Source organism: Rhizobium sp. LjRoot254 (assembly GCF_964254105.1).
In the GTDB taxonomy this organism is placed as follows: Bacteria; Pseudomonadota; Alphaproteobacteria; order Rhizobiales; family Rhizobiaceae; genus Rhizobium_E.
The window spans coordinates 823,028-849,286 of sequence record NZ_CAXUSM020000001.1; the positions used below are offsets into that span (position 1 = coordinate 823,028).

Annotated in this window: 29 protein-coding genes; 13 read left to right on the plus strand and 16 right to left on the minus strand. The window is 60.1% G+C overall.

Features of this window, described 5'->3' with window-relative positions:
- Window positions 1-47: 47 nt before the first annotated feature.
- Window positions 48-1,145, minus strand: coding sequence for a class I SAM-dependent methyltransferase (locus tag ACSQ26_RS04135; protein WP_436006555.1), 1,098 nt, complete (start codon window positions 1,143-1,145; stop codon window positions 48-50).
- Window positions 1,142-1,990, minus strand: a complete 849-nt coding sequence (gene lgt, locus ACSQ26_RS04140; RefSeq protein ID WP_436006557.1) for a prolipoprotein diacylglyceryl transferase — start codon at window positions 1,988-1,990, stop codon at window positions 1,142-1,144. Before lgt ends, ACSQ26_RS04135 begins: the two co-directional genes overlap by 4 nt.
- 172 nt (window positions 1,991-2,162) lie before the next feature.
- On the opposite strand from lgt, the gene ACSQ26_RS04145 reads away from it, so the two are divergent.
- From ACSQ26_RS04145 to ACSQ26_RS04165, 5 genes are all read left to right on the plus strand, one after another.
- The gene (locus tag ACSQ26_RS04145) at window positions 2,163-2,423 is read left to right on the plus strand and encodes an accessory factor UbiK family protein (RefSeq protein WP_436006559.1); all 261 of its coding nucleotides are present in this window, start codon (window positions 2,163-2,165) and stop codon (window positions 2,421-2,423) included.
- Between the two features lie 365 nt (window positions 2,424-2,788).
- The gene (locus ACSQ26_RS04150) at window positions 2,789-3,289 is read left to right on the plus strand and encodes a YbjN domain-containing protein (protein ID WP_436006561.1); all 501 of its coding nucleotides are present in this window, start codon (window positions 2,789-2,791) and stop codon (window positions 3,287-3,289) included.
- Window positions 3,286-4,104: a pyrroline-5-carboxylate reductase gene (gene proC, locus ACSQ26_RS04155; protein ID WP_436006563.1), complete on the plus strand. Its 819-nt coding sequence runs from the start codon at window positions 3,286-3,288 to the stop codon at window positions 4,102-4,104. The genes ACSQ26_RS04150 and proC overlap by 4 nt, the downstream gene beginning before the upstream one ends.
- 4 nt (window positions 4,105-4,108) lie before the next feature.
- Window positions 4,109-4,450, plus strand: coding sequence for a tRNA-binding protein (locus ACSQ26_RS04160; RefSeq protein ID WP_436006565.1), 342 nt, complete (start codon window positions 4,109-4,111; stop codon window positions 4,448-4,450).
- 64 nt (window positions 4,451-4,514) lie between these two features.
- Window positions 4,515-5,087, plus strand: coding sequence for a protein-tyrosine phosphatase family protein (locus tag ACSQ26_RS04165; RefSeq protein ID WP_436006567.1), 573 nt, complete (start codon window positions 4,515-4,517; stop codon window positions 5,085-5,087).
- 2 nt (window positions 5,088-5,089) lie between these two features.
- Here ACSQ26_RS04165 and ACSQ26_RS04170 read toward each other — a convergent pair whose 3' ends face one another.
- The 3 genes from ACSQ26_RS04170 to ACSQ26_RS04180 are packed head-to-tail and all read right to left on the minus strand — an operon-like array spanning window position 5,090 to window position 7,613.
- The gene (locus ACSQ26_RS04170; protein ID WP_436006569.1) at window positions 5,090-6,472 is read right to left on the minus strand and encodes an ATP-binding protein; all 1,383 of its coding nucleotides are present in this window, start codon (window positions 6,470-6,472) and stop codon (window positions 5,090-5,092) included.
- Window positions 6,469-7,179 carry a response regulator gene (locus tag ACSQ26_RS04175; RefSeq protein WP_436006571.1) on the minus strand — a complete coding sequence of 237 codons (711 nt, stop codon included), beginning with the start codon at window positions 7,177-7,179 and terminating at the stop codon, window positions 6,469-6,471. Before ACSQ26_RS04175 ends, ACSQ26_RS04170 begins: the two co-directional genes overlap by 4 nt.
- On the minus strand, window positions 7,176-7,613 hold the full coding sequence (locus ACSQ26_RS04180; protein WP_436015094.1) for a MarR family winged helix-turn-helix transcriptional regulator: 438 nt from the start codon (window positions 7,611-7,613) through the stop codon (window positions 7,176-7,178). Before ACSQ26_RS04180 ends, ACSQ26_RS04175 begins: the two co-directional genes overlap by 4 nt.
- Window positions 7,614-7,885: 272 nt before the next feature.
- On the opposite strand from ACSQ26_RS04180, the gene ACSQ26_RS04185 reads away from it, so the two are divergent.
- Both ACSQ26_RS04185 and ACSQ26_RS04190 read left to right on the plus strand, forming a co-directional pair.
- Window positions 7,886-8,779 carry a branched-chain amino acid aminotransferase gene (locus ACSQ26_RS04185; RefSeq protein ID WP_436006573.1) on the plus strand — a complete coding sequence of 298 codons (894 nt, stop codon included), beginning with the start codon at window positions 7,886-7,888 and terminating at the stop codon, window positions 8,777-8,779.
- A gap of 160 nt (window positions 8,780-8,939) precedes the next feature.
- Window positions 8,940-9,104, plus strand: coding sequence for a hypothetical protein (locus ACSQ26_RS04190; protein ID WP_436006575.1), 165 nt, complete (start codon window positions 8,940-8,942; stop codon window positions 9,102-9,104).
- A gap of 39 nt (window positions 9,105-9,143) precedes the next feature.
- Here ACSQ26_RS04190 and ACSQ26_RS04195 read toward each other — a convergent pair whose 3' ends face one another.
- Entirely contained in the window at window positions 9,144-9,509 is a 366-nt protein-coding gene (locus ACSQ26_RS04195; protein WP_436006577.1) for a nuclear transport factor 2 family protein, read from the minus strand.
- Between the two features lie 132 nt (window positions 9,510-9,641).
- Between ACSQ26_RS04195 and ACSQ26_RS04200 the strand changes: the two genes are divergently transcribed.
- Window positions 9,642-10,289: an MBL fold metallo-hydrolase gene (locus ACSQ26_RS04200; protein WP_436006579.1), complete on the plus strand. Its 648-nt coding sequence runs from the start codon at window positions 9,642-9,644 to the stop codon at window positions 10,287-10,289.
- A 49-nt stretch (window positions 10,290-10,338) separates the two neighbouring features.
- Here the strand turns inward: ACSQ26_RS04200 and ACSQ26_RS04205 are convergent, their stop codons facing one another.
- The 3 genes from ACSQ26_RS04205 to ACSQ26_RS04215 all read right to left on the minus strand — a co-directional run bounded on the left by ACSQ26_RS04205 (window position 10,339) and on the right by ACSQ26_RS04215 (window position 12,579).
- Entirely contained in the window at window positions 10,339-10,941 is a 603-nt protein-coding gene (locus ACSQ26_RS04205; protein ID WP_436006581.1) for a BA14K family protein, read from the minus strand.
- A gap of 185 nt (window positions 10,942-11,126) precedes the next feature.
- Complete coding sequence (locus ACSQ26_RS04210) at window positions 11,127-11,339, minus strand: cold-shock protein (RefSeq protein WP_258157750.1); 213 nt, start codon at window positions 11,337-11,339, stop codon at window positions 11,127-11,129.
- A gap of 349 nt (window positions 11,340-11,688) precedes the next feature.
- Window positions 11,689-12,579, minus strand: a complete 891-nt coding sequence (locus ACSQ26_RS04215) for a DMT family transporter (protein ID WP_436006583.1) — start codon at window positions 12,577-12,579, stop codon at window positions 11,689-11,691.
- Between the two features lie 106 nt (window positions 12,580-12,685).
- On the opposite strand from ACSQ26_RS04215, the gene ACSQ26_RS04220 reads away from it, so the two are divergent.
- Window positions 12,686-13,741: a DUF1176 domain-containing protein gene (locus ACSQ26_RS04220; protein WP_436006585.1), complete on the plus strand. Its 1,056-nt coding sequence runs from the start codon at window positions 12,686-12,688 to the stop codon at window positions 13,739-13,741.
- Window positions 13,742-13,748: 7 nt separating this feature from the next.
- Here the strand turns inward: ACSQ26_RS04220 and ACSQ26_RS04225 are convergent, their stop codons facing one another.
- Together ACSQ26_RS04225 and ACSQ26_RS04230 are read right to left on the minus strand one after the other, a co-directional pair.
- Window positions 13,749-14,885 carry a PQQ-dependent sugar dehydrogenase gene (locus ACSQ26_RS04225; protein WP_436006587.1) on the minus strand — a complete coding sequence of 379 codons (1,137 nt, stop codon included), beginning with the start codon at window positions 14,883-14,885 and terminating at the stop codon, window positions 13,749-13,751.
- Window positions 14,886-15,036: 151 nt separating this feature from the next.
- Window positions 15,037-15,969 carry an EAL domain-containing protein gene (locus ACSQ26_RS04230; protein WP_436006589.1) on the minus strand — a complete coding sequence of 311 codons (933 nt, stop codon included), beginning with the start codon at window positions 15,967-15,969 and terminating at the stop codon, window positions 15,037-15,039.
- 186 nt (window positions 15,970-16,155) lie between these two features.
- On the opposite strand from ACSQ26_RS04230, the gene ACSQ26_RS04235 reads away from it, so the two are divergent.
- A complete protein-coding gene (locus tag ACSQ26_RS04235) occupies window positions 16,156-17,358 on the plus strand; it encodes a pyridoxal phosphate-dependent aminotransferase (RefSeq protein ID WP_436006591.1) in 1,203 nt (400 codons plus the stop codon).
- A gap of 37 nt (window positions 17,359-17,395) precedes the next feature.
- Here the strand turns inward: ACSQ26_RS04235 and ACSQ26_RS04240 are convergent, their stop codons facing one another.
- The 3 genes from ACSQ26_RS04240 to trxB all read right to left on the minus strand — a co-directional run bounded on the left by ACSQ26_RS04240 (window position 17,396) and on the right by trxB (window position 21,440).
- On the minus strand, window positions 17,396-18,994 hold the full coding sequence (locus ACSQ26_RS04240) for a calcium-binding protein (protein ID WP_436006593.1): 1,599 nt from the start codon (window positions 18,992-18,994) through the stop codon (window positions 17,396-17,398).
- 544 nt (window positions 18,995-19,538) lie between these two features.
- On the minus strand, window positions 19,539-20,435 hold the full coding sequence (locus ACSQ26_RS04245; protein ID WP_258157742.1) for a LysR family transcriptional regulator VtlR: 897 nt from the start codon (window positions 20,433-20,435) through the stop codon (window positions 19,539-19,541).
- Between the two features lie 30 nt (window positions 20,436-20,465).
- Entirely contained in the window at window positions 20,466-21,440 is a 975-nt protein-coding gene (gene trxB, locus ACSQ26_RS04250; protein WP_436006596.1) for a thioredoxin-disulfide reductase, read from the minus strand.
- Between the two features lie 237 nt (window positions 21,441-21,677).
- Between trxB and ACSQ26_RS04255 the strand changes: the two genes are divergently transcribed.
- From ACSQ26_RS04255 to ACSQ26_RS04265, 3 genes are all read left to right on the plus strand, one after another.
- Complete coding sequence (locus tag ACSQ26_RS04255; RefSeq protein WP_436006598.1) at window positions 21,678-22,217, plus strand: TRAP transporter small permease subunit; 540 nt, start codon at window positions 21,678-21,680, stop codon at window positions 22,215-22,217.
- A 21-nt stretch (window positions 22,218-22,238) separates the two neighbouring features.
- The gene (locus ACSQ26_RS04260) at window positions 22,239-23,672 is read left to right on the plus strand and encodes a TRAP transporter large permease (RefSeq protein ID WP_436006600.1); all 1,434 of its coding nucleotides are present in this window, start codon (window positions 22,239-22,241) and stop codon (window positions 23,670-23,672) included.
- Window positions 23,673-23,770: 98 nt separating this feature from the next.
- Window positions 23,771-24,679 carry a glycosyl transferase gene (locus ACSQ26_RS04265; RefSeq protein WP_436006602.1) on the plus strand — a complete coding sequence of 303 codons (909 nt, stop codon included), beginning with the start codon at window positions 23,771-23,773 and terminating at the stop codon, window positions 24,677-24,679.
- On the opposite strand, the gene ACSQ26_RS04270 is transcribed toward ACSQ26_RS04265, so the two are convergent.
- Together ACSQ26_RS04270 and greA are read right to left on the minus strand one after the other, a co-directional pair.
- The gene (locus tag ACSQ26_RS04270) at window positions 24,649-25,683 is read right to left on the minus strand and encodes a glycosyltransferase family 4 protein (protein WP_436006604.1); all 1,035 of its coding nucleotides are present in this window, start codon (window positions 25,681-25,683) and stop codon (window positions 24,649-24,651) included. The two genes, ACSQ26_RS04265 and ACSQ26_RS04270, sit on opposite strands and share 31 nt — an antisense overlap.
- A 6-nt stretch (window positions 25,684-25,689) precedes the next feature.
- The gene (gene greA / locus ACSQ26_RS04275; RefSeq protein ID WP_258157737.1) at window positions 25,690-26,166 is read right to left on the minus strand and encodes a transcription elongation factor GreA; all 477 of its coding nucleotides are present in this window, start codon (window positions 26,164-26,166) and stop codon (window positions 25,690-25,692) included.
- Between the last annotated feature and the right edge of the window lie 93 nt (window positions 26,167-26,259).

Genomic DNA, 26,259 nt, shown 5'->3' on the forward strand with positions numbered 1-26,259 from the left:
GCGGTCATTGCGGCGGGATGTTGCAGAAGCATATGGAAGGTGTCAACTCAATCGATAAACGGTGCCAACTGCACATCCGGGCTTGAAACCGACATGACCTTGAAAAGTTCACCCATCTGGTTCGGGGCGGTTCCGGCGAGCCTTTCAACGGCGGCCTGAATTTCCGCCTGTTGCTTCGGGCTCTTGCCGCGACCAAGCGCGCCCGCGCGTTCGAGGAGGCCAAGCTTCAGCAGGAATTCGCCCTGTGTCATCAGGCCGTTGACTGCGATGGAGCGGCTCCGGGCGATCTCCGCCAGCGACTGGAAATCCACATGGCTCGTCAGGTCCGCCTCGCCAGGATGAGCGAGCGGCGGGTCGAAAGTGTGTTTGAAGACGGCCTGCAGCGTATCGCCGAGCCCCGTGGCCAAGTGGCCGTAGTCGATAATCAATGCCGTGCCGCCGCCGTCGAAAAGCCTGTCCGACAGCAGTTGCATGATTGCCATGCGGGCCGGTGCGACTTCGGCGATCGTACCGGGTGCGGCAGCCTGGTGCCCTGCCGGCAGGAGGGCCGGATCGACGCCCGTCACCCCGGCGGCAAAGGCGAGATTTTCTTTCTCATCGGCGCCAACCAACCGCTCACGAAAACCGTTCGCGGTTTTGACGAATTGCCGGATCGGCACCGCGTCAAAAAACTCGTTGGCCACGAACAGGAGGAAGCCGGGTGGAATCGTGTCGAAGCTCTCGTGCCATGCCAGCTTTTCCGAGTGAGATGCCAGCGTGGTCTGCTGGATCCTGCGAAGAGCCGGGCTGGTCTCGACCAGATGCACGGTTGCCGCGTCATGGAGTTCCGGCGCCAGTTGGCGGATGGTGCGCAGGATATCCGCCATCATCGTGCCGCGACCGGGGCCGATCTCGGCGATGCGCAGGTTGCGGGTCGGCCTGAGATGTTTCTGCCACGCTTCGACCAGGAAGACGCCGATCATTTCCCCGAACAACTGGCTGACTTCGGGCGCGGTGACGAAGTCGCCACCGCGGCCGAACGGATCGCGCGTCCTGTAGTAGCCATGTTCCGGATCGGCCAGACAGAGCGCGAAATAATCGGTGACGCTGATCGGGCCATTGACCGATATGATCGCCTTGATCTTCTCCGCAAGCGGCGTGGTCATGCAGCGATGGCCATCCGGTTGGCGCGCCAGATCGCCCACAGGCCGAGCAGCAGCATCGGCACGGATAGAACCATGCCCATGGTCAGCCAGCTTGTGCCGAGGAGGTAGCCGACCTGCTCATCCGGCACGCGGACGAACTCGACGGCGATGCGGCTGATGGCATAGAGGCTGACGAAGGTTCCGGCGACGAGGCCGGGTCGCTTGAGGGCGCCGAACCGGAAGACCATGATCGCGAGCACGACGCCGGTCAACAGGCCCTCGAGACCGGCCTCATAGAGTTGGCTCGGATGACGCGGGAACATCTCGCCGGGGAAGATCACGGCCCATGGCAGGAAGCTCTGACTGCCCCAGAGTTCACCATTGATGAAATTGGCGAGCCTGACCAGAAACAGCCCGGTGACGCAGACCGTGCTGACCACATCGAACAGCGACCACATGCTGATGCCGCGCTTGCGAGCGAACAGGATCATGGCGATTGCCGTGCCCGTAATACCGCCATGGAAGGACATACCGCCATGCCACACTTGGAAGACGCGCAAGGGATCGGCGAGATAGACCGGAAGGTCATAGAACAGGATGAAGCCGATGCGGCCGCCGACCACGATGCCGATCGCGGCCCAAAGCACGAAATCATCGATGTCGAGCAGCGTCATCGGCGGTATGTCGTTCTTCCACAGCCTCGGCGCCGACACGATCTTTCGCGCGTAGAACCAACCGAGCAGGATGCTGACGACGTAGGAGATGCCGTACCAGCGGATATCGACCGGTCCTACAGAAAAGGCGATCGGATCGACATCAGGGAAGGGCGTGAGGGCGAGGGTCTGGATGAAGGGGTCCAACGGCATGTCCGGATTCGGGCTGAACTTTCGGCGGCTTATAGCACGATATGGTTCGGCGGACAGCGCATTCAAAGGCAGCCCGTCACGCAAAATGCCGCGCGTTCCGATTTTTCCTTGCAACGGCCGGAGGCGCGTCCTACCTCAATTCCACGACCAACAATCTCCAGGGAGACACGCCATGGCCGATGGACCGAACCGCATTCTTGACGATTTCGCCAAGCTGATGACCGATGCCGCCGGCGCCGTGCAGGGCGTGGGCCGCGAGGTCGAAGGCGCATTCAAGGCGCAGGCCGAGCGCTGGCTCAACGGCATGGACCTCGTCAAGCGCGAGGAGTTCGAGGCTGTGCGCGAAATGGCCGTCAAGGCACGCGAAGAAAACGACGCACTTGCCGCCCGCCTCGCAGAACTCGAAGCCAAACTCGCCGCTTTGAAGCCCTGATCCCGCGCTCTGGAGGGTTATCCACAGCTGCGAAGAGCGGCGGAAGACAAAAGTTTCCGCCACTCCAAAGGCCTGAAAAGCCATATGCGAGAGTCGGTTACCATTCAAAATTGAATCAATTTATGAATCCGGCTGGCGAACTATCACCAGCTTTTTGGCGTGACGGGACTGGTTTCGTGAATCCGCCGTTATACACTGATTTTACAAGATGATTCGAAGCGGATGCGTAAGTTCCGGGCAGGCTAGGACGCCTACTATGCCCATATCGGTTCGCGGATCATTCCATTGAGTTTCCGGTAATCTTCCGGTCGCGTTTGGTCTGTTTCCGGGCGCGATGAGGCTATGATTCCGTTTTTAGGTGCCGCATGAGCCTTTTTGACTTGAAAGCAGAACGCCAGTCCCATCCCGTGGACATGATCGAATTCGTCGCGGACACCAATGACTGGTCGTTCGAGCGTCCCGCGGATGACGAGATCGCCATGACGGTCGAGGGAAAGTGGGCCGACTATCAGGTCTCTTTCGCCTGGATGGAGGAATTCGAGGCGCTGCATCTCTCCTGCGCCTTCGATCTCAAAATTCCCGACAGCCGGATGAACGAGGTGATCAAGCTGATTGCCCATATCAACGGCGAGGTTCTGCTTGGTCATTTCGATGTCTGGCAGCGCGCCGATATCGTCATCTTCCGGCAATCGCTTCTGCTCTCCGGCGGCGTCGAGCCAACCGGCCGGCAGGTCGAAGTCCTGCTTTCGTCTGCGCTCGATGCCTGCGAAGCTTACTATCAGGCATTCCAGTTCGTCGTCTGGTCCGGCATGGACGCACAGTCCGCCGTCAGCGCCGTGATGTTTGAAACCGTGGGGGAAGCATGAGTCTTCCACTACCCGGACCCATCGTCCTTATCGGTGCTGGGAATATGGGCGGTGCCATGGCGTTGGGCTGGATCAAGAGCGGCATTGCCGCATCCTCGATCATTGCCGCCGATCCCAATCCGCCCGAGGCGATGAAGGCGCGCTTCGGTGAGGCGGGCCTCAATATCGTTTCCGCCGCGCCTGAAAACCTCAAGGCTGGCGTGATCTTCGTGGCAGTCAAGCCGCAGGTCATGGAAGCCGTGCTTCCGGCCTATCGCAAGCTGATCGGCCCGGACACAATCGTCATTTCCATTGCCGCCGGCAAGCCGTTGGCCTTTCTCGAAGCGCAGCTTGGGGACGCTCCCATGGTGCGCGCCATGCCCAATACACCCGCCATGATCGGCCGCGGCGTGACGGGCGCATTCGCGAACGGGCGCGTCAGCGAGGCCCAGCGCAAACTTGTCCACTCGCTTCTCGAAGTCTCCGGTCCCGTCGAATGGGTCGGGAGCGAAGCCCTCATCGATGCCGTCACCGCGCTTTCGGGCTCGGGGCCGGCCTATGTGTTCTACCTCGTCGAGTGCATGGCGGAGGCAGGCCGAAAGCTCGGTCTGCCGGCGGACCTCGCCATGCGTCTCGCACGGGCAACAGTGTCGGGCGCTGGTGAACTCGTTCACCAGTCGCCCGACGACGCTGCCGTCCTGCGCAAGAATGTCACGTCTCCCGGTGGCACGACTGCAGCGGCGCTCGAAGTGCTGATGGCAGAGGGTGGCATGCAGCCGCTTTTCGATGCCGCCATCAAGGCTGCCCGCGACCGGGCGGAAGAACTCGCAAGGTAAATCCATGTCGGACCAGATCAGCTACGCCGATTTCGAGCGCGTCGATATCCGTGTCGGCACCGTGGTGGAAGCGTCGCCCTTTCCCGAAGCGCGCAAGCCGGCGATCAAGCTGGTGATCGATTTCGGGCCGGAAATCGGCCTCAAGAAGTCCTCGGCGCAGATCACAATCCACTATACGCCGGAGAGCCTTGTCGGCCGCCAGGTGCTCGGCGTCGTCAACTTTCCGCCGCGCCAGATCGGTCCGTTCCGGTCGGAGGTGCTGACGTTGGGTTTCGAGGACGAGAGCGGCGCGATCGTGCTGGCCGGACCCGGCCAACAGATTCCCAATGGACGGAAGCTGCTTTGACTCATTTTCTCCCAGTTTCGGTCTCAATCTCGGATCAAGTCACATGATCGGGGAGAAGGGGACAATGCCGCTCAACGGGATCCATGAACGCTTCCGCGTGTCATGCCTGCCGAAGGCTGCGCTGGTTGCCGAGGAATGGGGCGCTACGCATGTCGTGTCACTGATCGACCCGGCACTCGCCGCCGAGCACGTGCCCGTCATCAGGAATGCCGAGCATATCGTCGCGCGCCTGCGCGACCAGGAAACGCTTGAGTTCACCGATCATTTTCCCGAGATTGTCGAGAGCCTGTTCGAAACCATCCGTCCTGCGGTGGAGAGCCCGCATTCGCGCATTCTCGTCCATTGCCATGCGGGCGTTTCCCGCTCGACGGCCTTTTGCTACGCCATGATTGCGTATCGGGCAGGGCGCGGCATGGAAAACGAAGCCTTCGGTGCTTTCCTCTCCATCGTCAACAAGCCCTGGCCGAACCGCCGCATCATCGAGATCCTCGACCGGAAATGGCAGTGCGACGGGGCGTTGCTCAGGCCGCTCGATGCGATGCGCGAACGGTATCCCAACAGGATCAGGGCCTGGGATCGTTACAACATCAAGCGGCGCTTTTTCGAGCTTGTGCCGCATGAGGTTTACGGGCGGTAGAGTTAGACCGGCACGCGCACCGTCGCCCTTAATCCACCCATCGGGCTTTCCGAGAGCGTGACATTACCTCCGTGGCCGCGTGCGATGTCGCGGGCGATGGCAAGCCCGAGACCGGTGCCGGAGGCGTCGATATTGCGCGCCTCGTCGAGCCGGAAGAAGGGTTTGAAGACCTCCTCGCGCATGGCTTCGGGAATTCCGGGGCCGTCGTCGTCGATTATGATCGTCAGGAAGCGGGCGGAATTCCTAGCCCCGATCCTGACAGTGGCCGCATGGCGCCAGGCGTTGGCGGCCAGATTGGTCACGAGCCGCGTGAATGCATTCGGCCGGACCCGGACTTGGGATGGGCCTTCGATCGACGAGGTGAGCGTCTTGCCGTGCAGCCCTGCGGTCTGTTCGAGCTGGCTTAGCAAGCTTTCAAGATCGAGATCGCCCTCTGCCTCCTCGGACTGGCCGCGTGCGAAATCGAGATAGCCGTCGAGCATCGCGTTCATGTCGTCGACGTCGCGATTGAGGCTTTCGAGATCCTTCACGTCCTCGGCGATGGCGAGTTGCAGCCGGAATCGGGTGAGGATCGTTCGCAAATCATGACTGACGCCCGAGAGCATCGCCGTGCGCTGTTCGATCTGGCGCTCGATGCGCTCACGCATCTGCAGGAAGGCAATGCCGGCGCGCCGGACCTCGACCGCGCCGCGTGGATAATAGTTCTCTGCGATCTTCTGTCCCTTGCCGAAGCTTTCCGCCGCGCTGGCGAGCGCCAGGATCGGCCGGATCTGTCCGCGCAGGAAGAGGACGGAGATGACGATCAGCACCAGCGAGGTGCCGAACATCCATATCAGGAAGATATGAGTATTGGATGCGGATGTGCGATCGCGGCGCGTCACCACTCTCAATATGCGATTATTGTCGATGACAACCCGGATTTCGACCTCTTTCTCGGCGAAACTGGTGTTCAGCCAGAAAGGACGATCGATCTGGTTGTTGATCTGCCGTGACAGCGTTTTATCAAGGATCGAGAACAGCGGGATGGGCTTGCGCGGCGGAAGCTTGCCGCCCGGCATGAGCTTGATCGTCAAGCCCATGCGCTCCTCGGCAATATGGATGATCTGCGCTTCGTTGCCGGGCGTCGTGTCGAGCATGTCGATGATGGCGGCGATGTCGCGCGTCACGGCTGCGGAGAGGCGGTTGGTCACCATCTGCCAATGGCGTTCCATGAAGACGAAAACCAGCACGGTCTGCAGGATCAGCATCGGCAGCACGATGATCAGCAGCGAGCGCGCGAACAGGCCGCGCGGCAGGTTGCGGCGGAAAAACCGACCGACCTCGAAGAGCGGAGCTTTCGGCTTCGGTTCTTCCAGTACGATCGGCGGCAGTTCCGTGTCGGTCATCCGTTCTGGTCCAGCGACAGCTTGTAGCCGATCCCGCGCACGGTCTGGAGCCAGACCGGATTGCCGGGATCTTCCTCGATCTTGCGGCGCAGGCGATTGATCTGCACGTCGATCGTCCGCTCGCCGACATCGGCGCCGGTACCCGCGAGTTCGTGGCGTGCGATGGTCTGGCCGGCATTTGCGGCGAAAATCATCATGATGTCCTGCTCGCGGCCGGTCAGGCCGACGAGGCTGGCGCCCCGGCGCAATTCCTTCTTGACCAGGGAGAAGGTGAAGGGGCCGAAGATGAGCTGATCGATCTTGGGTTTCGACGGATTGACGGAGCGTTTCAGGATATTGTTGATGCGCAGCACCAGTTCGCGCGGCTCGAAGGGTTTCGGCAGATAATCGTCGGCGCCGGCTTCGAGGCCTGCAATGCGGGATTCCGCCTCGGCGCGCGCAGTCAGCAGAATGACCGGCACGTCGCGGATTTCGCGCAACGATTTTGTCAGAGCCAGACCCGTTTCGCCGGGCATCATCACGTCGAGCACGAGAAGGTCGAAATCGAGGCCCTCGAGCTTGCGGCGCGCTTCGGCGGCATCGGCCGCCACGGTGACGCGAAAGCCTTTGCCGCTGAGAAACTTCTGCAGCAGTTCGCGGATACGGGTGTCGTCATCGACAATGAGAAGATGCGGTGCATCGTCCGGCATCGGCTCGAGCTCGGTCATTTCCTTCCTCCATTGTCGCGCATGCCCGCGAGGAACCGCACGACATCCTCCCGCATATCAGCCCTCGCTTCGCCGAATGCATGGCCAATGCGGCGCGATTGCGGCCTTGCCAGATCGAGCGCCAGTTCTCGTCCGGCCTCGGTCGGGTAGAGGTGACGCTGCCTGCGGTCCTCGGTTCCCTCGACCTGGGCAATATAGCCCGAGTCGATCAATTGCTTGAGCACTCTCGCGAGCGATTGCTTGGTTATCTTCAGCGTATCGAGCAAGTCGGCCACCGTCATGCCCGGATTGCGATTGACGAAGTGGACGACGCGGTGATGGGCGCGGCCGAACTCCTTCTTCGCCAGTATCGCGTCCGGATCGGAAATGAAGTCGCGATAGGCGAAGAACAGGAGTTCGATGATTTCGAAATCGATGGCGCCATCGCCCGTCATCGGCGTGCGGACGATGTCGCTGTAATCGGTCTTCTTTTCATGCCTTGCGGTCACGCGCATTCCTGTTCCGCCGACATGCGATAAGTCAGCTTCGTTGACATAATTTAATGCCCCTGATAGCCTAATTTCAATCTTGAGGACAGATACGATCCACCGATCGCCACTTCGTCCCCAGGCGCCGTTCCCCTCTTCGCCAACAGCTCGCGGACCGGCCGGACGGAAGCAAAACCATTTCAAAAAGACGCTTCTTCAGGCGCCGCGGAGGTTACACTATGGCAGTTCCTTTTGACCAGCTAGACGGCCAGATCTGGATGAATGGCGAGTTCGTGCCGTGGAAGGACGCCAAGATCCATGTGCTGACCCATGGCCTGCACTATGCCAGCGCGGTGTTCGAAGGCGAGCGGGCCTATGGCGGCCGGGTGTTCAAGCTGACCGAGCACAACGAGCGCCTGCACACATCGGCCAACCTGATGGGCTTCAAGATTCCCTATACGGTGGAAGAACTCGACGCAGCGACGATCGAGCTTCTGAAGCGCCAGGGTTTCGCCGACGCTTATGTCCGCCCGATCGCCTGGCGCGGGTCGGAAATGATGGGCGTCTCGGCGCAGAACAACAAGATCAATGTCGCGATCGCCATCTGGCAATGGGGCAGCTACTTCAATCCGGCGGAGAAGCTCAAGGGCATCAAGCTTGATCTTGCCGAATACCGCCGTCCCGATCCGATGACCGCGCCCTCGAAGGCGAAGGCTGCCGGCCTCTACATGATCTGCACCATCTCCAAGCACGCGGCAGAAGCCAAAGGATATGCCGATGCGATGATGCTCGACTATCGCGGCCGCGTTGCGGAAGCCACGGGCGCCAACATCTTTTTCGTCAAGGATGGTGTGATCCATACACCGGATCCGGATTGTTTCCTCAACGGCATTACGCGCCAGACGGTGATCGAGCTTGCCAAGCGTCGCGGCATCCAGGTTATCGAGCGCGCGATCATGCCGGAAGAACTGCCTGAATTCAGCGAATGCTTCCTGACCGGTTCGGCGGCCGAGGTGACCCCGGTTTCGGAGATCGGCGGCAAATACAAGTTCACGCCGGCGACGATCAGCGAGACGCTGATGAACGATTATATGAAGGAAGTCTATCCGGCGGCCGCACAGGCGGCCGAGTGATATTTTCGGCACAGGAATGCATCAGAGCGGCCTTCGGGCCGCCTTTTTTTTGGGCGGGCATGAAACTGTATCCTTGGTAACAGCGTTGGCGAACAAATTGGCGGATAAGAACGTTAAATTTGCAGAGCGGCCCATGTGTCGCCAACCAAGGGACAAGACAATGAACGCCGCCACCGAAACCGCATCCGTCGCCCACCAGCTTCGCCCGCTCGTCATGATGGTCGCTGCCTTTAGCTTTGCCGTCACGGCGCTGCTGGTAACGACCGCGACCCTTGGCGCATCGCCGATCAACTCGATGGAAATCGCAAGTCTCGACCAAAATTGATAGCGCGGCGCGCATTGCACGCGCCGCTGCCCAAGTGCGTCAGGCTGTGGCTGGAACCTTGTCGAGAAAACCGACGACGTGTTTCATCCGGCCATTTTCCAGCATGATCACATCGCTGCCTTCGATCACCGGTTCCGCACCATCCGGGCCGAGCCCCCATGAAAAGCGGATGAAGTCGCCATGTCCGTCGGGCGTATTGGTGAGCTTGAAGCGGAAGCCCGGGAAGCGATCCTGGACCGCGCCGACCAGCCCGATTAATTCATTGGCATTCGTCGCCGCCATCAGCGGATCGTGATAGGTCGGCTCTTCAACCCAATGGCTGGCCAGCAAAGCGTCGCGCGATGCGGCATCGGCCGCGTTCCAGGTTGCGATGTAGTTGGTGGCGATTTCCTGAGCGTTGGTCATTGTCTTTTCCTCTTTGTCTCTGTTGACGTGACCATCATCATGACTGGAGGGAATGATCTCAATTACCTGTGAGGTAATGACAAAGCGAAGACCCCGGCCTATATCCGCCTGAGACAGACATCAGGACACGCCATGGCCAAGCTTCAAGCCGGGATCATTCCCGTCACTCCGTTCCAGCAGAACTGCACGGTGCTCTTCGATCCCGATACGATGGAGGGCGTGATTGTCGATCCAGGCGGCGACGTTGAGGTCATCCTCCAGACGATCAAAGAGAACGACATCAGACTCAAGGAGATCTGGCTGACTCACGGTCACCTGGATCACGCAGGTGGAGCCCTCGACCTCAAGGAGGCCTTAGGCATCGAGGTGATCGGGCCGCACAGGGACGACCTGCCACTGCTGCAGAGCATGGAGGCCAGCGCCGCGCGCTTCGGCGCCGACATGAATATCCGCAACATGGTGCCGGACAGGTTCCTCGAAGACGGGGAGACGGTCTCGTTCGGCGATCATATATTCGAGGTCTACCACACGCCGGGCCATGCACCGGGGCATGTGATCTACTTCAACCGCGAGCAGAATTTCGCCCATCTCGGCGACGTGCTGTTCAACGGGTCGATCGGACGGACGGACCTGCCGGGCGGCAATCACGAGCAGCTTCTGGAATCGATCCGCACCAAGGTCCTGCCGCTGGGCGACGATGTGGGCTTCATCTGTGGTCATGGGCCGGGGAGCCGCATCGGTGACGAGCGCCGGTCGAACCCATTCCTCGCTGGCATATGAAAATGCCGGGGCGAGAACCCCGGCATTCGTATCGGTCAGTTTGGCGTGATCAGCCGGCCTTGCAGAAATGCCGCTTCTGGTCGTAGCCGAGATAGGTGCCGTTCGACGAATTGAACGACGCGTAACGATCGGCGCAGTAGCGGCGCCATTCGGAGGTCCAGGGTTTCAGGTTGCCGGCATCGGCGTAGTCGCGGCTGTTATCGTCACGGCGCTGGCTTTGACGCTTCGCGGGCTTATCAGGAAAGTAATCGCTACGGTCGGCTTGCTGGTCGTCCTCATAGCCGTCGCCCTGCGGCTCGACATAGCGGTCATCCGGGGCCGCATATTCGTCATCGACCGGCGCCCGCTCGCGATAGACGGGGCGTTCGTAATCTTCATCCGGATCGACATAGACGGTCTCGCGCTCCTCATAGATCGGCTCCTCTTCGACGACGACGGGCGCATCCCGGTAGACGACACGCGGCCGCGAGGCGGCGATCAGGCCGCCGACGACGACGCCCGCCGTGACACCGGCAATCACCGCATTGCCACGCCAGTGGCCGCGATGATGCTTGCGCCAGTAACGATCGCCGGCGGATGCGAATTCGACGGTGCCGGCAACCGTGGCCAGTGCCGCGACCGACAGGATAAGGGTCTTTGAAAATTTGTTCATGGTCTTCTTCCCTGCTTGGGGAGACGCTCGGCCTCTTGGGATCGGACGCTATTGCCGCGAGCATGAATGACGGCTGAACGGAAAATGACCTCTTTGTGGCAGCGGATTTCCAGGGTTCGAAAGCAAAAACGCCGCCCGCCGGCAAAAGCCGGGGCGGCGTTTTTCTCCTTCAGGAGGAATTGATATCAGCCGGTGACCTTGAGGTTCACGGCCTTCGGACCCTTGCCGCGGCGATCCGGCTCGGTGTCGTAGGTGACTTTCTGATTTTCGGTCAGGCCCGTCAGGCCGGAGGCCTGGACTGCGGTAATGTGCACGAAAATGTCGGAGCCGCCCTTGTCAGGTTTGATGAACCCGAAGCCTTTATCGGCATTGAAGAACTTAACGGTGCCGGTGTCCATTTTACTGTTCCCTTATCATCGCCTTCCGACGCAGGAAGGCATCGTCATCAAAGCCCTCGAAGGGCGTAAGCAGGCAGATGTCGATAAGGAAAGTCCTGTATATCGTGCCAGGCCGGCGGTTTCCCGTCTGTCTGCCACCCGGAGCTTATTGCGCCTCCGGCGCGCTATTCTCAAGGTTCTTCCCGTTGTTCGCAATTGCCCGAACAGAGGTAAGGTGATGGTTTTAAGGGGTTTTGGCAAGCGAAACTTTCTTTCGGCGCCCAATTTTGTGATGTCATGGCGCGCAAAAGCAATCTGCCGCAATTATATGCAGGCAGGGTTTCTTCGGAAATGTAATCTTTATTTCAGATTAGCGAACTACGCTGCGTTTTTTCGTAAACTCTGGTACGAACTCAACCAGTAACATTGCAATGAAGATCAAGGCGCAACCGAAGTACCCGAGCGGCGGGATCCGTTCGTGGAGAAACAGTGTCCCGAAGAACGCGCCGAACAAGGATTCACTGGCGAGAAAGATCGCGGCCTGCGGTGCCGTGGTCCAGCGCTGGCCGACCACCTGCAATGTATATGCGACGCCGGACGAGACGACACCCGAATAAAGGATATGCGGGGCGGCCTCTTTCAGCCCCTCCCAGGTGATCGGCTCCACGAACGCCGCGACAACCAGAGCGCCGGCGCCGGTGACCAGGAACTGGATCGCCGAAAGCCCGAGCGGACGGTCGCTGCCGGACACGAAGATCCCCACGAGCAGCACCTGCATGCCGAAGCAGAACGCGCAGAGGATGATCCAGAAATCGCCGACCACCAGCCGCGAAAGCTCGCCGCCGCTGAGGTAGAAAATACCCGTCAGCGCGAGTGCCGCCGCTGGCCAGATCACCCAATGCGGCAGCTTTCTCAGGATGAGCACGCTCAGCACCGGTACGATGATGACGTAGAGGCCGGTCAGGAAGCTTGCATTGGTCACTGTCGTGGTGAGCATGCCGATCTGCTGGGTTACAGCGCCTGCGAGCAGTGCGATGCCACAGAGCCCGAAGGTCAGGCCGGTCTTCAACGACAGCGGCTTTGCGGACCTGCGATCCTCGCGCAGGGCGAACGGCAGCACGACAAGGAAGCCGATCATGAAGCGGATGCCGACGAACCAGAGCGGCCCCATGCTCTTCATCGCCAGATTCTGGCTGACGAAAGCCGCGCCCCAGATCGCAGCGGTGAGCAGGAGAATAAGATTGGCCTGTATGCGCGTCATAGTATCGAGCTTCTCGGAAAGACGAGGATGATGGCAAAGGCATAGGCAGTTCGCCGCGCCTTGGCAATCGCCAAATTGTACGCTTGGAGAATTGGAGAAGGAGGACATGACAGTACGAAGATCGTTTGCCGCCGCTTGCCTTCTGTCTGCCCTGCTTGTCCCCGCTGGCGTGCAGGCATGGACGGGGAAAGACATCGACAAATGGAGCACGTCGTGTACCAGCGGATTGACCTGCTCATTGCGCTATGAGGATTTCTATGAACAGTTCGGTGCCTTCGAATTCCGGCGTTCGGGCGCCCTCAGTTCCGATGTCACCCTCTGGCTGCCCAAGCCACCGGGCGTCAGTCGCAATCTCGACCCGGGCGGCATCTTTCACCTCGCCGTTGATGGCAAGGAGGTGCTGCGGCTTACCCTTCAGCAACTGAAGTTCGATGTGGAGTGGGGGAAGTTCGTGCTCACGGATCGGGCTTCCGTGCAGATATTGCTTGAAGCGCTGAAGACTGGTGCGGCATTGCAGCTGTCCTATGAGGGCGTGACCGGTAAATTTTCCACGGATATGAACCTTGCCGGCTTTCGGGGTTCGCTGTTCTTCATCGACGATGTCCAGGGCCGGCGGGGCCGCAACGATGCGCTTCTGGCCGTGGGGCAGAATGTGCCGGAGGGACCGGATTCAAAGGACATTGAATCGATCGACGACATTCCGGCTTCGATCCGCGACGATTTCATCGCTCCGGGCGGCAGTTGCACCGAATCTTTCATGTCTGATGATCTCAAACGATACAACGGCTTCGATATCTCCATGTCGGGAATCCGTCTCGTGCTGGTGCCCTGTAGTGAGGGCGGGGCTCATAATCAGGGATATGCTCTCTATCGGGGCTATTACAACGGCACGCTCTCACGGATATCCTTTCCCGACATCGCGGAGGGCAAGCCAAGTGTCTCGGAAGTCGAATACAATGTCGATTTCGATCCGGCGACCAGGATCATGACGGCTTTTCTAAAGGACAACGGCATGGGCATCTGCGGCCTATGGCACAAATGGGAACTGACGTTGGAGGGCCATCTGGTGCTGTTGGAAAAACGCTCCTGGGAAGAATGTGACGGCAGCCGCGACGGGCCGGAGAGTTTTCCCCTGGAATGGCCGGTCGGTGGGCAGCCGTAAGGCGACGCTATGAGGCGTCGCCCGCGCGGCTGATCCTGAGCAACTGGCCGTCAGCCTCATCCGTGGTCACCAGCAGCGACCCGTCCGGTGCCATGATGATGTCGCGCAGCCTGCCGAACTCTTCGTCGATGAAGCGCTCCTCGCTTGTCACCTTGCCCGTAGCATCCCGGTCGAGGCGGGAGATCAGGCCGAATTTCAGCGAGGTGACGAGGATGTCGTTCTTCCATTCGGGAAACATCTTGCCGCTATAGACCACCAGCGCCCCCGGCGCGATCGACGGATCCCAGTAGTGCGCCGGCTGCTCGAGGCCGGGTGCCGAGACGCCGACACCGATTTTGCGGCCGTTATAATTCTTGCCATAGGTGATCTTCGCCCAGCCGTAATTCAACCCGGCTTTCGGCAGGTTGATCTCGTCGCCGCCGCGCGCACCGTGCTCGGCGGTGATCATGCCCGATGTCATGGGATCAAAGACGAGGCCTTGGGCATTGCGATGGCCCTTGGAAAAGATCTCCGGCAGCGCCTTGCTGCCATCGGCGAAGGGATTGTCCTTGGGCACCGAGCCATCGGTATTGATCCGCATGATGGCTGCCGCATGATCGAAGAAATCCTGGCCGCGCTTCATGTCGCCGCGGTCGCCGATGGCGAAATAGAGCGTGCCATCGGTGCCGAAGGCGATGCGGGAGCCGAAGTGCCGGCCGGTTCTGCCGACCTTCTTCATCCGGAAGATCGTCTTCACGTCGGTGAGCGCGCGTTCGTCCTTGGACAACTTGGCTCGTATCACGCCGGTGCCCGCGCCGCCGTCATAGGCGAGCGCGGCGGTCAGGAAAATCGTCCGGTCCTGCGCGAAATCCGGGCTGAGTGCGACATCGAGCAACCCGCCCTGGCCGCGCACGGCGACCTTCGGCAGGCCCGAAATGGGTTCGGAGAGTTGGCCGTCGCGGATGATCCGAAGCCTTCCCGGCCGCTCTGTGACGATATAGGCACCATCCGGCAGCACTTCGACGGCCCAGGGATTCTCCAGACCGGAGGCCACGACATCGACCTTGATCTTGACGTCCTTCGTCGTGAATTCTTCGGCTTGCACCGCGCCAGCCAAGACCACGGCAAGAGCCGGGAGCGCTAGTTTCAATAGAGTGGACGACATTGTCTTCCTCCTACGTTGAACCAACGCAGGTTCCCGGCGAACTGCGGCCAGAACATGTCAGGGATTCGCGCGAGCGACGGAACGGCCTCACCATCGGCGATATCCGGATCAACAATCCGTTATCGCGTCGTGCCGTTTCTAAATCCGAAGATCAGCGCATGCGCTTGCCGAATGTGGCTGTGCGCTTCGGAGCCGCGGTGTAGGCGATGGGGGCAGGTTTCGGCATGTGGACCGATGGGTCGTAAGGTTCGAGGTCGACCCTGGGCCTCACATCCTCGCGCGGCAGTTCGCCGGTCTCGGGGAAGTCGGCGTTGAAATGCGTGGGGGCGAGTTCCGGCCGCGCCAGGGCGTAGCCCTGCAAAAGCGGAACATCGAGATTGTTGCAGATATCGACCTGGCGGATGTCCTCGAGGCCCTCGAAGATGGCGAGGATGCCCTGTTCGCGGAACTGGTTGACCATCACGCGCAACAGCGCGGAACCGGCGGAATTCTCGAGGAACTCCTTCACCCAGTCAGCCTCGAACTTCACATAATCGGGCTTCAGGAGGTTGAGGCGGGCGATGTCGCGCTCTTCGGCGCCGTATTCGTCGATGGCAATGCGGAAGCCGTGGTGGCGCAGTTCCTGTACGAAGCGGGACAGCATGTCCTCGGAATCGTTTTCCTTCTGGGTGATCTCGCAGACCACGCGGTCGGGGCTCATGCCGGATTCGAGCGTCGCGAGCTTGATGAGTTCGACCTCGCGCCGGATATCGGCATTGGTGACGAAGACGCCAGGATTGAAATTGAGAAAGAGCTTGGCACGGCGGCGGTTGAGTGCGCCGGTGTTGAAAATATGCAGCGAGCGGCAGAGGCTGTCGATCATCGCACTGTCTTCTCTCGCCACACTCGCGAAGAACTCGCCGGGACGAACGAATTCGCCATTGCGCATCGGGCGGATAAGGCCCTCGAACGCCTGGAGCGTCAGCACGCCCTCGTGGTCCTGGCTGAAAATCGGCTGGAGCGCGGAATGCAGGGTGTATACGCCGTAATCGGCGACCCACGCATCGTCTTCGTCACGCCGGAGATTGGAAAAGATGCTGCTCATGTGTCCTTCCGCAGACAAACCCTGCCCAAGGCACAATCATAGGGGGTGAATCATTACCGTTGGCTTAAGCAGGCATCAAGATTCTTCATGAAAGCGAGGGCGTTGAAGGGCATTCCTTCCTTGATCGCATCAACGCCATCTCTTATAAAACCACCGCCCACCCACCCTTACCAAGGAAACCTTTAGATGGCCTTTCTTGCCGATGCCCTTTCCCGCGTGAAGCCCTCTGCAACCATTGCTGTTTCGCAGAAGGCGCGCGAACTGAAAGCCAAGGGCAGGGATGTCATCAGCCTCGGTGCGGGCGAGCCGGATTTCGATACGCCCGACAATATCAAGAAGGCGGCGATCGACGCGATGAACCGCGGCGAGACCAAGTACACGGCTGTTGCCGGCATTGTCGAACTGCGCGAGGCGATCGCCAAGAAATACAAGCGTGAGAACAATCTCGATTATACGGCAAACCAGGTGATCGTCGGCACCGGCGGCAAGCAGATCCTGTTCAACGCCTTCATGGCGACGCTCAATCCCGGTGACGAAGTCGTCATTCCGGCGCCCTACTGGGTGTCCTACCCTGAAATGGTGGCGCTTTGCGGCGGAACGCCGGTCTTCGTGCCGACGACGATCGACAACAAGTTCAAGCTTCAGCCTGCCGATCTCGACAAGGCGATCACGCCGAAGACCAAGTGGTTCATGTTCAACTCGCCGTCCAATCCCTCGGGCGCCGCCTATTCACGCGACGAGTTGAAGGCGCTGACCGATGTCCTGATGAAGCATCCGCATGTCTGGGTGCTGACCGACGACATGTACGAGCACCTGACCTTCGACGACTTCAAGTTCGCGACGCCCGCCGAGGTCGAGCCGGGCCTCTATGAGCGTACGCTGACGATGAATGGCGTGTCGAAAGCCTATGCGATGACCGGATGGCGCATCGGCTATGCCGCGGGTCCGTTACAGCTGATCAAGGCGATGGACATGATCCAGGGTCAGCAGACCTCGGGCACCAATTCCATCGCCCAGTGGGCGGCGCTCGAAGCGCTGGAAGGGCCGCAGGATTTCATCGTCAAGAACAAGGCGGTGTTCCAGGGCCGGCGCGATCTCGTCGTCTCGATGCTCAACCAGGCCAAGGGCATCAAGTGCCCGACGCCGGAAGGCGCCTTCTATGTCTATCCGTCCTGCGCTGAACTGATCGGCAAGACGGCGCCGTCGGGCAAGGTCATCGAGACCGACGAGGATTTCGTCTCCGAACTTTTGGAGACGGAGGGCGTGGCCGTGGTGCATGGATCGGCGTTCGGACTTGGCCCGAATTTCCGCATTTCCTATGCGACTTCGGAGGAACTGCTGGAAGAGTCCTGCCGACGCATCCAGCGCTTTTGCAACAATTGCAAATAAGTTGAGATGGGCGGAGGCTAGACCTCCGCCGCATCCGTCAAGCGAAGATGAAATCTTCCTGGGTCAGCTGGCCGCCGAGTGCGTGGCGGATCCAGATATGATCGCCGTTCAGACCGTCGATCAGCACATCCGCACCGACCTGGGTCATGTGGTTCTCGGTGAGATCATCGAAATCCGCGATGCTACCGAGCTTGGATAGATCGACGCGGTCGCCGTCGAAGAAGCCGCGGATCGTATCGTTGCCGTAGCCGGTCTTGAACACGAAGACGTCCTTGCCATCGCCGCCGATGAGCAGGTCACGGCCTTTGCCGCCGTCGAGCAAATCGTTGCCGCCCTTGGCGTTGATCGTGTCGTCACCGCCCTTGCCGTAGAACTTCTCGCCGATGTCCTTGCCAATCAGCGAGTTGTCCTTGCCATTGCCCTCGATGACAGGGCGGAAGTCGAGGGTGAACTTCTGGTCGGCCATATTCAGGCCCTTGTCGGTGAAGACGCGCTGGCAGATGGCGCCGCCGTCTCCGTCCTTGCCATAGGATTGCCAAGTGATGACGAACCTGCCGTTGTCCAGCGCCGCGACCGACGGGTCGAGCTGCTCGCTGTTGGTATGCGTGTTGACCAGCAGTTCCTTGCCGACCTTGTGGCCGGCGGCATTGAAGACCCGGGCGTGAATGTCGCCGGCCGCATTGGCCTTCCCGACGGTTTCCCAGGTGACGACATAGCCGCCGGTCGAGAGTGCCGTCACGTCCGCATGGGTCTGGTCCTTGGCCGTGATGGTGTTGACGCGCACCTCGCCGCCATCCTTCGTGCCGTTGTCGTTAAAGCGTTGCTGGTAGATGCCGAAGCCATTGCCATCCTGGCCCTGGCTTTCCCAGGTCACGACAAAGTCGCCGTTGTCGAGCGTCGTCACTTCCGGATCGTACTGATTGCCCGTCGTATAGGTGTTGACGTGGACCTCGGTGCCGGACTTCGTACCGTTCGCATTGTAGACCTGCTGGTAGATGCCGCTGAAATCGCTGTTGTGGCCGTAGGACGACCAGGCGACCACCCAACGGCCGTTGTCCAGCGCGGTGATGGCAGGATCGAACTGGTCCGATGAGGTTACGGTGTTGACCAGCGCCTCGACGCCGACCTTTGTGCCCGACGAATTGTAGGCCTGTTGATGGACGTCGAAGACGCCGTCGGCATTCTGGCTCTGCCACGTCACGACCCAGCCGCCATTGTCGAGGCCGATGACATTGGATCTGGTTTGTTCGTTGAGCGAGGTCGTATTCGCCTGCGTCTCTACACCTTGCGTGGAGCCATCGGCATTGTAGGCCTGGAAGCGAATCTCGAAATTTGCGGGGTTCAGCGCCGGCCTGGACGACCAGGTAACAACCCAGCCGCCGTCATCGAGAGCCGCGACATCGGAGGCGTCCTGAACGCCTGTTGTGGTCGTGGGAACCTTGCTCTCCTGCGCGCCGAACTTGGTTCCGTTTGCGTTGTAGCGTTGCTGGTAGATGCCGTTGCCGGAGCCGTCCTGCCCATAGGATGACCAACTCACGAGCCAGCCGCCATCGTCTAGGCCCGTCACTTCCGGGTCGGACTGGTTGCCTGTCGTATAGGAATTGATCCTTCTTTCCTTACCACCGGTGTAGGCCATGACGATCTCCGATCATTCCGCGTGAATTGCGGCCCAAGCCGCCTTCATATTGGAAATACGTGGACACAGCCGCGATTATTCCGGACAAGTAGAATAAAAGATGCAAATTTGATGGAAAATGAAAGCAGCTGAGTTTCAATCATCTGCGCACGGCGAACGTTCGGGGATTTGAAGGCAAAAAAAAGGGCCACGGCAAGTGCCGGGCCCTTATAGTTTTGAAGGTGATTTAAACCTCCAGAGGGGAACAGCTGATGCGGCGGCACTGGGAGGAAAACCGCCATGTGCATCAACTGAGTGCGATATGGGTGTTTTTTGTGCAGGGCACAATGTACGCTGACGCATGACTGATATGCAGTGGGTGCATGAACTCCTAATATTCAACCTAAGCACTTATAATACTTGAGAATTTTGGGAAGCTTCAAAATCCAGAATTGGCAAGCATCAATAATAGTACTGTTTCATTGACCGGATGAATGAGTCGAAGCAGAAAAACCGGCGGAAATATGCCGGATGTTTCGCTGCATTTGCGGAGATCGGAAAATACTCAGAAATTCCAGTTGCGCGCCTTGGCTACTATGAAGTCACGAAAGACCTTCAGCTTGGCGGCATTCTTCATTTCCGCCGGGTAGCAGAAATAGGTGTCGAAGGATGGCACATCGGCACCCGTCACGAGCTGCACGAGGCCGGGATCGCGGCCGACGATGTAATCCGGCAGCATGGCGATGCCAATGCCCAACAGGGCGGCGCGCTTGATCGAGGTGAGGCTGTTGATCTGCAGGACCGGCACGCGTGGATCATCGTCCGGGCGGGCGGCCGTCTCCAGCCAGTTCACGTCGAGCAGGTAGTTGGGCGCGGGCTCGCCGAAACTGATGATCCGATGATTGTCGAGGTCCTCGAGCGTCTGCGGCTCGCCATAGCGGCTGAGATAGGAGGGCGCCGCATAGACATGCATATGCACCGTGAACAGCTTGCGCTGGATGAGGTCGGACTGCTGCGGCTCGCGCAGGCGGATGGCACAGTCCGCGTGGCGCATGTTGACGTCGATCTCCTCGTTGTCGAGGATCAACTGGATCTGCATTTCGGGGTAGAGCGACAGGAACTCCTGCACCTTGTCGGTCAGCCAGCCCTGGCCGAGGCCGACCGTCGTGGTGATCCTCAGGCGGCCGGTCGGTTTTTCGGTCGTCTCGGTCAACTGCATCTTGACCATTTCGAGCTTCATCAGCACGTCGTGCGCCGTGCGATAGAGAAGCTCGCCCTGCTCGGTCAGGATCAGGCCGCGGGCGTGGCGGTGGAACAGCTTGGTGTTGATGTCGGCTTCAAGTGCCGAAACCTGGCGGCTGATGGCTGACTGCGACAGGTGCAGCTTGTCGGCGGCATGCGTGAACGAGCCCGCCTCCGCCGCGGCATGGAATATCCGCAGTTTGTCCCAGTCGAGCGCCATCTTGTTCCAGTTCCCCCTTTTGTGCCGCGGTTACTCCGCGGCTTGTGCCACATGCAAAACGCCGGCCAGGAAGCGCTCGGCTTCGAGCGCCGCCATGCAGCCCATGCCGGCGGCCGTGACCGCCTGGCGGAACGTGTCGTCGGTCACGTCGCCGGCCGCAAACACGCCTTCGATATTGGTCGCAGTCGAATCCGGCGCGGTCCAGATATAGCCGTTCGGCTTCATGCGGAGCTGGTTCGCGAAGAGCTCGGTCGCTGGCGCATGGCCGATCGCGACGAAGATGCCATCGATCGGGCGCGCAGTCACTTCGCCGGTCTTGGTATTGCGGATCTTGACGGCGTTGACGGCGGCCGGAACCGGCGGATAGAGCTGTTCGCCGGTGATCTCGGCGATCTCGCTGTTCCACTCGACCTTGATGTTCTCCTTGGCGAAGAGACGCTCCTGCAGGATCTTTTCCGAACGGAACGAGTCACGGCGATGCACGACTGTCACTGATTTGGCGATATTGGAGAGGTAGAGCGCTTCCTCGACGGCGGAATTACCGCCGCCGACCACGATCACGTCCTTGTTGCGATAGAAGAAGCCGTCACAGGTCGCGCAGGCGGAAACGCCGAAGCCCTGATAGGCCTTCTCGGACTCGATGCCGAGCCACTTGGCCTTGGCGCCGGTCGCGATGACGATCACATCGGCGATCCAGTCCTGGCCCGAATCGGTCTTTACGTGAAAGGGGCGGCTGGAGAGGTCGACATTGGTCACGAGGTCGCTGACGATCTCGGCGCCGACATGCTTGGCCTGGCCGAGCATCTGCTCCATCAGCCACGGCCCCTGGATCGGATCGGCGTAGCCGGGATAGTTCTCCACATCGGTGGTGATCATCAACTGCCCGCCCTGTTCCATGCCTGCAATCAGCACGGGGTTGAGCATGGCGCGCGCGGCATAGATCGCCGCCGTGTATCCGGCCGGTCCCGATCCGATGATCAGGACTTTGGTATGACGAGCAGACATTTCGTAGATCCCTGTGATTCCAGTCGCGCAAGCCATGCGCCGATGTGATGCTTATCTATGATCGGAGCGCATGGATATTCAAGTGCAGCACGTATTCGTGACCTGTCAAGTACGACCTTTTCCCCGGGTTACGTGACACTCCGGCACTTTCCATGCCCGGCTTTCTCGTTTAAACGATTTGACCGGGGAACCCCCGCGGAAAAACAACAGCCTTGAGCGGGGCCGACTGGAGGAGAAATGCAGGCTCTCTTATCCTTGAGCAGCGCCATCGATGCCGTATCGAAAAAGCTTGGCCAAATCGCGGATTACCTGGTTCTGTTTTGCGCGCTGATCAGCGCCGGCAATGCCATCGTGCGCTACCTGTTCGACTACAGTTCGAACGGCTGGCTGGAAATCCAGTGGTACATGTTCGCGGGCATGGTCCTGCTCGGCGCATCCTATACACTGAAAATGAACGAGCATGTCCGGGTCGACCTGGTTTACGGCTGGGTCAGCGACCGCACACGGCTGTGGATCGACATCGTGGGCATCATCGTCTTCCTGCTGCCGGTGGCGGCTTACTTCACCTATGCATGCTGGCCATTCTTCTACAGCTCTTTCGTCGGCAACGAGATGTCGTCCAATGCCAGCGGTCTGATCCGCTGGCCGGTGAAACTGCTTCTCGTGGTCGGATTTGGCTTCCTGTTCCTGCAGGGAATATCGGAACTGATCAAGCGCGTCGCCGCGCTGATCGGCGTCGTCAAGATCGACACGCACTACGAAAAACCGCTGCAGTAAGCCGGACTGGGGACACGCCATATGTTTGATTTCGGTATCATACCGCCGCTGATGTTCCTCGGCATGATCATCTTCATGCTGTACGGCTTTCCGGTGGCATTCTCGCTTGCCGCCGTTGGCCTGTTCTTCGGCATTATCGGCATCAGCACCGGGCATTTCACCGAGGCCTTCCTCGAAAACCTGCCGTTCCGCTTTTACGGCATCATTTCCAATGAACTGCTGCTCGCCATTCCGTTCTTCACCTTCATGGGCGCCATACTCGAACGATGCGGGTTGGCGGAGGACCTGCTGGAGGGCACAGGAAAGCTCTTCGGCGGCATCCCCGGCGGCCTGGCCTTCGCGGTGATCCTCGTGGGCGCTATTCTCGGTGCCATCACCGGCACCGTTGCGGCCTCGGTCATCACTATGGGCATGATTTCGCTGCCGATCATGCAGCGCTACGGCTACGACATGAAGCTAGCGACCGGTGTGATTGCAGCCTCGGGCACGATCACGCAGTTGATCCCGCCGTCGCTGGTGCTGGTCGTTCTCGCCGACCAGCTCGGCCGTTCGGTCGGCGACATGTATGCCGGCGCGATCGGCCCGTCGCTGCTGCAGATCGGCATCTTCATCCTCTACATCACCGTCATTGCCATTTTCCGCCCCAAGATGATGCCGCCGCTGCCTAAAGAGGCGCGCGGTGACCTCGATGCCAAGCTGATCTTCAGGGTGCTGTTGGGCATGATCCCGTCGATCGTGCTGATCTTCCTGGTGCTGGGCACGATCTTCATGGGCATCGCCACGCCGACAGAAGCCGGTGCGCTTGGCGTGGTGGGCGCGATGATCCTCGCCGCCATCAACGGCAGGTTCACACTGCCGCTGATCCGCCAGGGCATGGAATCCACGATGCGGATCACTGCCATGGTGGTGTTCATCCTGATCGGTGCCACCGTCTTCAGCCTGGTGTTCCAGGGCATGAGCGGTGGCCGCTGGATCGAACACATGCTGTCGGGTCTGCCGGGCGGCGCGATCGGCTTCCTGATCTTCGTCAACATCTTCATCTTCATCCTGGCGTTCTTTCTCGATTTCTTCGAGATCGCCTTCATCATCGTTCCGATGCTGGCGCCGGTGGCCCATTCGCTGGGGATCGATCTCGTCTGGTTCGGCGTGCTGATCTGCGTCAACATGCAGACCAGCTTCATGCACCCGCCGTTCGGGTTCGCGCTGTTTTACCTGCGTGGCATCGCGCCACCTTCGGTGAAGAGTTCGGATATCTATCTCGGGGCGCTGCCGTGGGTGGGGCTGCAGATCATTCTCGTGGCCATCGTGATCTTCTGGCCGGAATCGGTCACCTACTGGCTCGACAGCGGGCCGACGGTTGATCCGAGCACGATCGATATCAAGATCGACCTGCCGTCGCTCGGTGCTGACCCCGGAGGCCTGCCCGGCCTCACGATGCCGGAGCCTGCGAAATAGGGCCATCCCTAGGCAAAGTGATGTGGGATTTGCCTGGAACATAAGGCCGCTTGCTGTCACGAGCGCCCTGGACAACCTGAAGGCAGGGATAGTATATTTTGGCATCCGACCGGCCACTTCGCCGCCAGGCGATAAAGCTTCTTGCACGCGTCCTGCTCGGGAACCGGCGGGCGCATTATCATTCCTGGCTGCCGTCGCTCGTGATCAAGGGACGGAGCGAAGGCCATCCTGGAAAAGTGAAGTTTCGTGGTGGGATCGACTTTCCCTTGCGCGACATTCGCAGCCTGTCGGAGCGTGCAGGTGAGAGGATCGTCATCATCGGCTCCGGTCCTTCGGTAAAGGGTGCGGACCTGTCCTCGTTGCCGGATCGCAGCGCATTGCTATTGAACGGCGCCATCAGCCTGATCGGCTCGGAAATTCGTGAGCCGCTGGCGGTGGCGATCGAGGACGAGCGCTTCGTCTGGCGTCATTTCGGCCTAATGCGAGAAAGGATGACTCGACGGGAGGTGCCATTGCTTCTGTCGCCCGGCGTGATCCGCGCGACCTGCGAACTGGACCCAACATTTCTTCGCGACAGGCCGATCATCCTGATCGACGATATCCGCAAACCCTATGGCCTGCCTCGCCGCGACAAGGCGGCGCTTGCGGGTTTCGATTTCGTGGTACTCGAAGGCGAGGCAGGATTCTCAGCCGATCCAGACCGGGGTGTTTTCCAGGGTGGCTCGGTGGCCATCTCCGCGCTGCAATTCGCGCTCGCGGCGGGCGCCCGCGAGATCGGGTTTCTCGGCGTCGACATCGCCAATGCCAATGCGCCGCGTTTCTACGAGAAGGAGGGCGATGTTGCCTATTCCGGGATAGCCGGAGCGGAAGCACGCATCCTTGCCCATATCGCACTGGCGCGGGATGTGGCCGCAAGGAGGGGCGTGCGGCTTTCCAACCATTCCCAGGTATCGGCGCTCAGATCGATCGGCTTCGACTACCGGCCGTTGGACCAGACTGTTTCATAGACGTTCGAGAGTGCCTGGACCTCGTTGGCGATCGCGAATTTCTCATGCACATGGGCAAGCGCATTGGCGCCGTGCGCGCGGGCCAGGCTGGGATCGGCAAGATAGGGTTCGATTGCGGCCTTGTAGGCATCGAGATCGCCGGTGGGGACGACCGCACCGGTCACGCCGTTCACGATCAATTCCGGATAGGCGCCGACGTCGCCTGCAATCGCCGGCACGCCGGATGCCATTGCCTCGAGCGGCGTGAGGCCAAAGCCTTCGGTGCGCGACGGCGCGACGTAGAGGGCAAGTTGCTGGTACCAGGCCGGCATGTCGTGGTTCTCGTCGGCCAGCACGAGCCTGTTCGAAAGACCGGCTGCCTCGATCCGCTCTTTCAGGTCGTCGGCGAATCCTTGATGTTCCGGTGTCACCCGGCCCACGGATACGCCGCGCCATTCGGGATACTTTGGCAATAGCGCGATCAGCGCATCGATGAACAGGTCGGTGCCCTTCTGATGCCGCACGCGGCCCGCGCAGCCGATCACCAATCCGGCGTCCGCCTGGCCTTCGGGCGCTGGATGAAACCTCTCCGTATCGATGCCATGCATCACTACGGTGTGTGGCACATCGAGATAGGAGCCTCCGCGCGCGCTGGTGGCGATGACGTGATCCATCCTTGAGATCAGCCATTTCGTATAGCGCGTATGGTGCCGCTGCGAGGCGGAGGTGAAGATCAGCTTCAGCTTCATGCCCAGCACGTCGCGCAGCGCGATGCCCGCCAGCATTTCGACATTGCGGCGCGCATGCCAGATGCGCGGGCGGCCGTTTGCCAACAGCTTCCACAGCCCGGCAAGCTGGCGATACTGCATCCTGGGAAGATCATGGGGCAGGCCGGGACCGAGCGCTGCGATCTTGACGCCCGCCTCGATCTGCCGGGGAATGAGCTGGATGATCGTCGAGGTCACGCCGGACAAGCGTTGCTTGAAATGCGGCGCGATGACCTCGATGTCGTCAATTCCAGACAAGGGCGATCAGCCCCAGTTGACCGCCACGATTTCATAGGCCTTGGAGCCGCCGGGTGCATTCACCTCGACGGAATCGCCGGCTTCCTTGCCGATCAGCGCGCGTGCGATCGGCGAGGAAATCGAAATGCGGCCTTCCTTCACATCGGCTTCCTGGTCGCCGACGATCTGATAGGTCTTTTCCTCTTCGGTATCCTCGTCGATCAGCTTGACCTTGGCGCCGAACTTGATCTTGGAGCCAGACATCTTGGAGAGATCGATCACCTCTGCGCGAGCGATATAGTCCTCAAGCTCGCCGACGCGGCCCTCATTGTGGCTCTGGGCTTCCTTGGCGGCGTGATATTCAGCATTTTCAGAGAGGTCGCCATGCGCACGGGCTTCGGAAATCGCCTCGATGATCCGCGGACGCTCTTCCTGTTGGCGCCACCTCAGTTCCTCGTTCAGCTTCACAAAGCCGCTCTGTGTCATCGGTACCTTTTCGACCATTTCATTCTTCCTTGGCATTCGTGCCCCATCCAACCGGGCACAAAAAGAAAACGGCCCCAGAAGCGCGAACTTCTGAACCGTCAATAAAATTCG

Coding starts and splice junctions, on each gene's coding strand:
- lgt (WP_436006557.1), bottom strand. CDS start 1,990: ATGCCGTTGGACCCCTTCATCCAGACCCTCGCCCTCACGCCCTTCCCT.
- ACSQ26_RS04245 (WP_258157742.1), bottom strand. CDS start 20,435: ATGGCGCTCGACTGGGACAAACTGCGGATATTCCATGCCGCGGCGGAG.
- ACSQ26_RS04160 (WP_436006565.1), top strand. CDS start 4,109: ATGTCGGACCAGATCAGCTACGCCGATTTCGAGCGCGTCGATATCCGT.
- ACSQ26_RS04135 (WP_436006555.1), bottom strand. CDS start 1,145: ATGACCACGCCGCTTGCGGAGAAGATCAAGGCGATCATATCGGTCAAT.
- ACSQ26_RS04235 (WP_436006591.1), top strand. CDS start 16,156: ATGGCCTTTCTTGCCGATGCCCTTTCCCGCGTGAAGCCCTCTGCAACC.
- ACSQ26_RS04180 (WP_436015094.1), bottom strand. CDS start 7,613: ATGACGGGCGATGGCGCCATCGATTTCGAAATCATCGAACTCCTGTTC.
- proC (WP_436006563.1), top strand. CDS start 3,286: ATGAGTCTTCCACTACCCGGACCCATCGTCCTTATCGGTGCTGGGAAT.
- ACSQ26_RS04240 (WP_436006593.1), bottom strand. CDS start 18,994: ATGGCCTACACCGGTGGTAAGGAAAGAAGGATCAATTCCTATACGACA.
- ACSQ26_RS04205 (WP_436006581.1), bottom strand. CDS start 10,941: ATGAACAAATTTTCAAAGACCCTTATCCTGTCGGTCGCGGCACTGGCC.
- ACSQ26_RS04185 (WP_436006573.1), top strand. CDS start 7,886: ATGGCAGTTCCTTTTGACCAGCTAGACGGCCAGATCTGGATGAATGGC.
- ACSQ26_RS04195 (WP_436006577.1), bottom strand. CDS start 9,509: ATGACCAACGCTCAGGAAATCGCCACCAACTACATCGCAACCTGGAAC.
- ACSQ26_RS04175 (WP_436006571.1), bottom strand. CDS start 7,179: ATGACCGAGCTCGAGCCGATGCCGGACGATGCACCGCATCTTCTCATT.
- ACSQ26_RS04190 (WP_436006575.1), top strand. CDS start 8,940: ATGAACGCCGCCACCGAAACCGCATCCGTCGCCCACCAGCTTCGCCCG.
- ACSQ26_RS04225 (WP_436006587.1), bottom strand. CDS start 14,885: ATGTCGTCCACTCTATTGAAACTAGCGCTCCCGGCTCTTGCCGTGGTC.
- ACSQ26_RS04215 (WP_436006583.1), bottom strand. CDS start 12,579: ATGACGCGCATACAGGCCAATCTTATTCTCCTGCTCACCGCTGCGATC.
- ACSQ26_RS04210 (WP_258157750.1), bottom strand. CDS start 11,339: ATGGACACCGGCACCGTTAAGTTCTTCAATGCCGATAAAGGCTTCGGG.
- greA (WP_258157737.1), bottom strand. CDS start 26,166: ATGGTCGAAAAGGTACCGATGACACAGAGCGGCTTTGTGAAGCTGAAC.
- trxB (WP_436006596.1), bottom strand. CDS start 21,440: ATGTCTGCTCGTCATACCAAAGTCCTGATCATCGGATCGGGACCGGCC.
- ACSQ26_RS04260 (WP_436006600.1), top strand. CDS start 22,239: ATGTTTGATTTCGGTATCATACCGCCGCTGATGTTCCTCGGCATGATC.
- ACSQ26_RS04145 (WP_436006559.1), top strand. CDS start 2,163: ATGGCCGATGGACCGAACCGCATTCTTGACGATTTCGCCAAGCTGATG.
- ACSQ26_RS04170 (WP_436006569.1), bottom strand. CDS start 6,472: ATGACCGACACGGAACTGCCGCCGATCGTACTGGAAGAACCGAAGCCG.
- ACSQ26_RS04150 (WP_436006561.1), top strand. CDS start 2,789: ATGAGCCTTTTTGACTTGAAAGCAGAACGCCAGTCCCATCCCGTGGAC.
- ACSQ26_RS04220 (WP_436006585.1), top strand. CDS start 12,686: ATGACAGTACGAAGATCGTTTGCCGCCGCTTGCCTTCTGTCTGCCCTG.
- ACSQ26_RS04165 (WP_436006567.1), top strand. CDS start 4,515: ATGCCGCTCAACGGGATCCATGAACGCTTCCGCGTGTCATGCCTGCCG.
- ACSQ26_RS04200 (WP_436006579.1), top strand. CDS start 9,642: ATGGCCAAGCTTCAAGCCGGGATCATTCCCGTCACTCCGTTCCAGCAG.
- ACSQ26_RS04255 (WP_436006598.1), top strand. CDS start 21,678: ATGCAGGCTCTCTTATCCTTGAGCAGCGCCATCGATGCCGTATCGAAA.
- ACSQ26_RS04230 (WP_436006589.1), bottom strand. CDS start 15,969: ATGAGCAGCATCTTTTCCAATCTCCGGCGTGACGAAGACGATGCGTGG.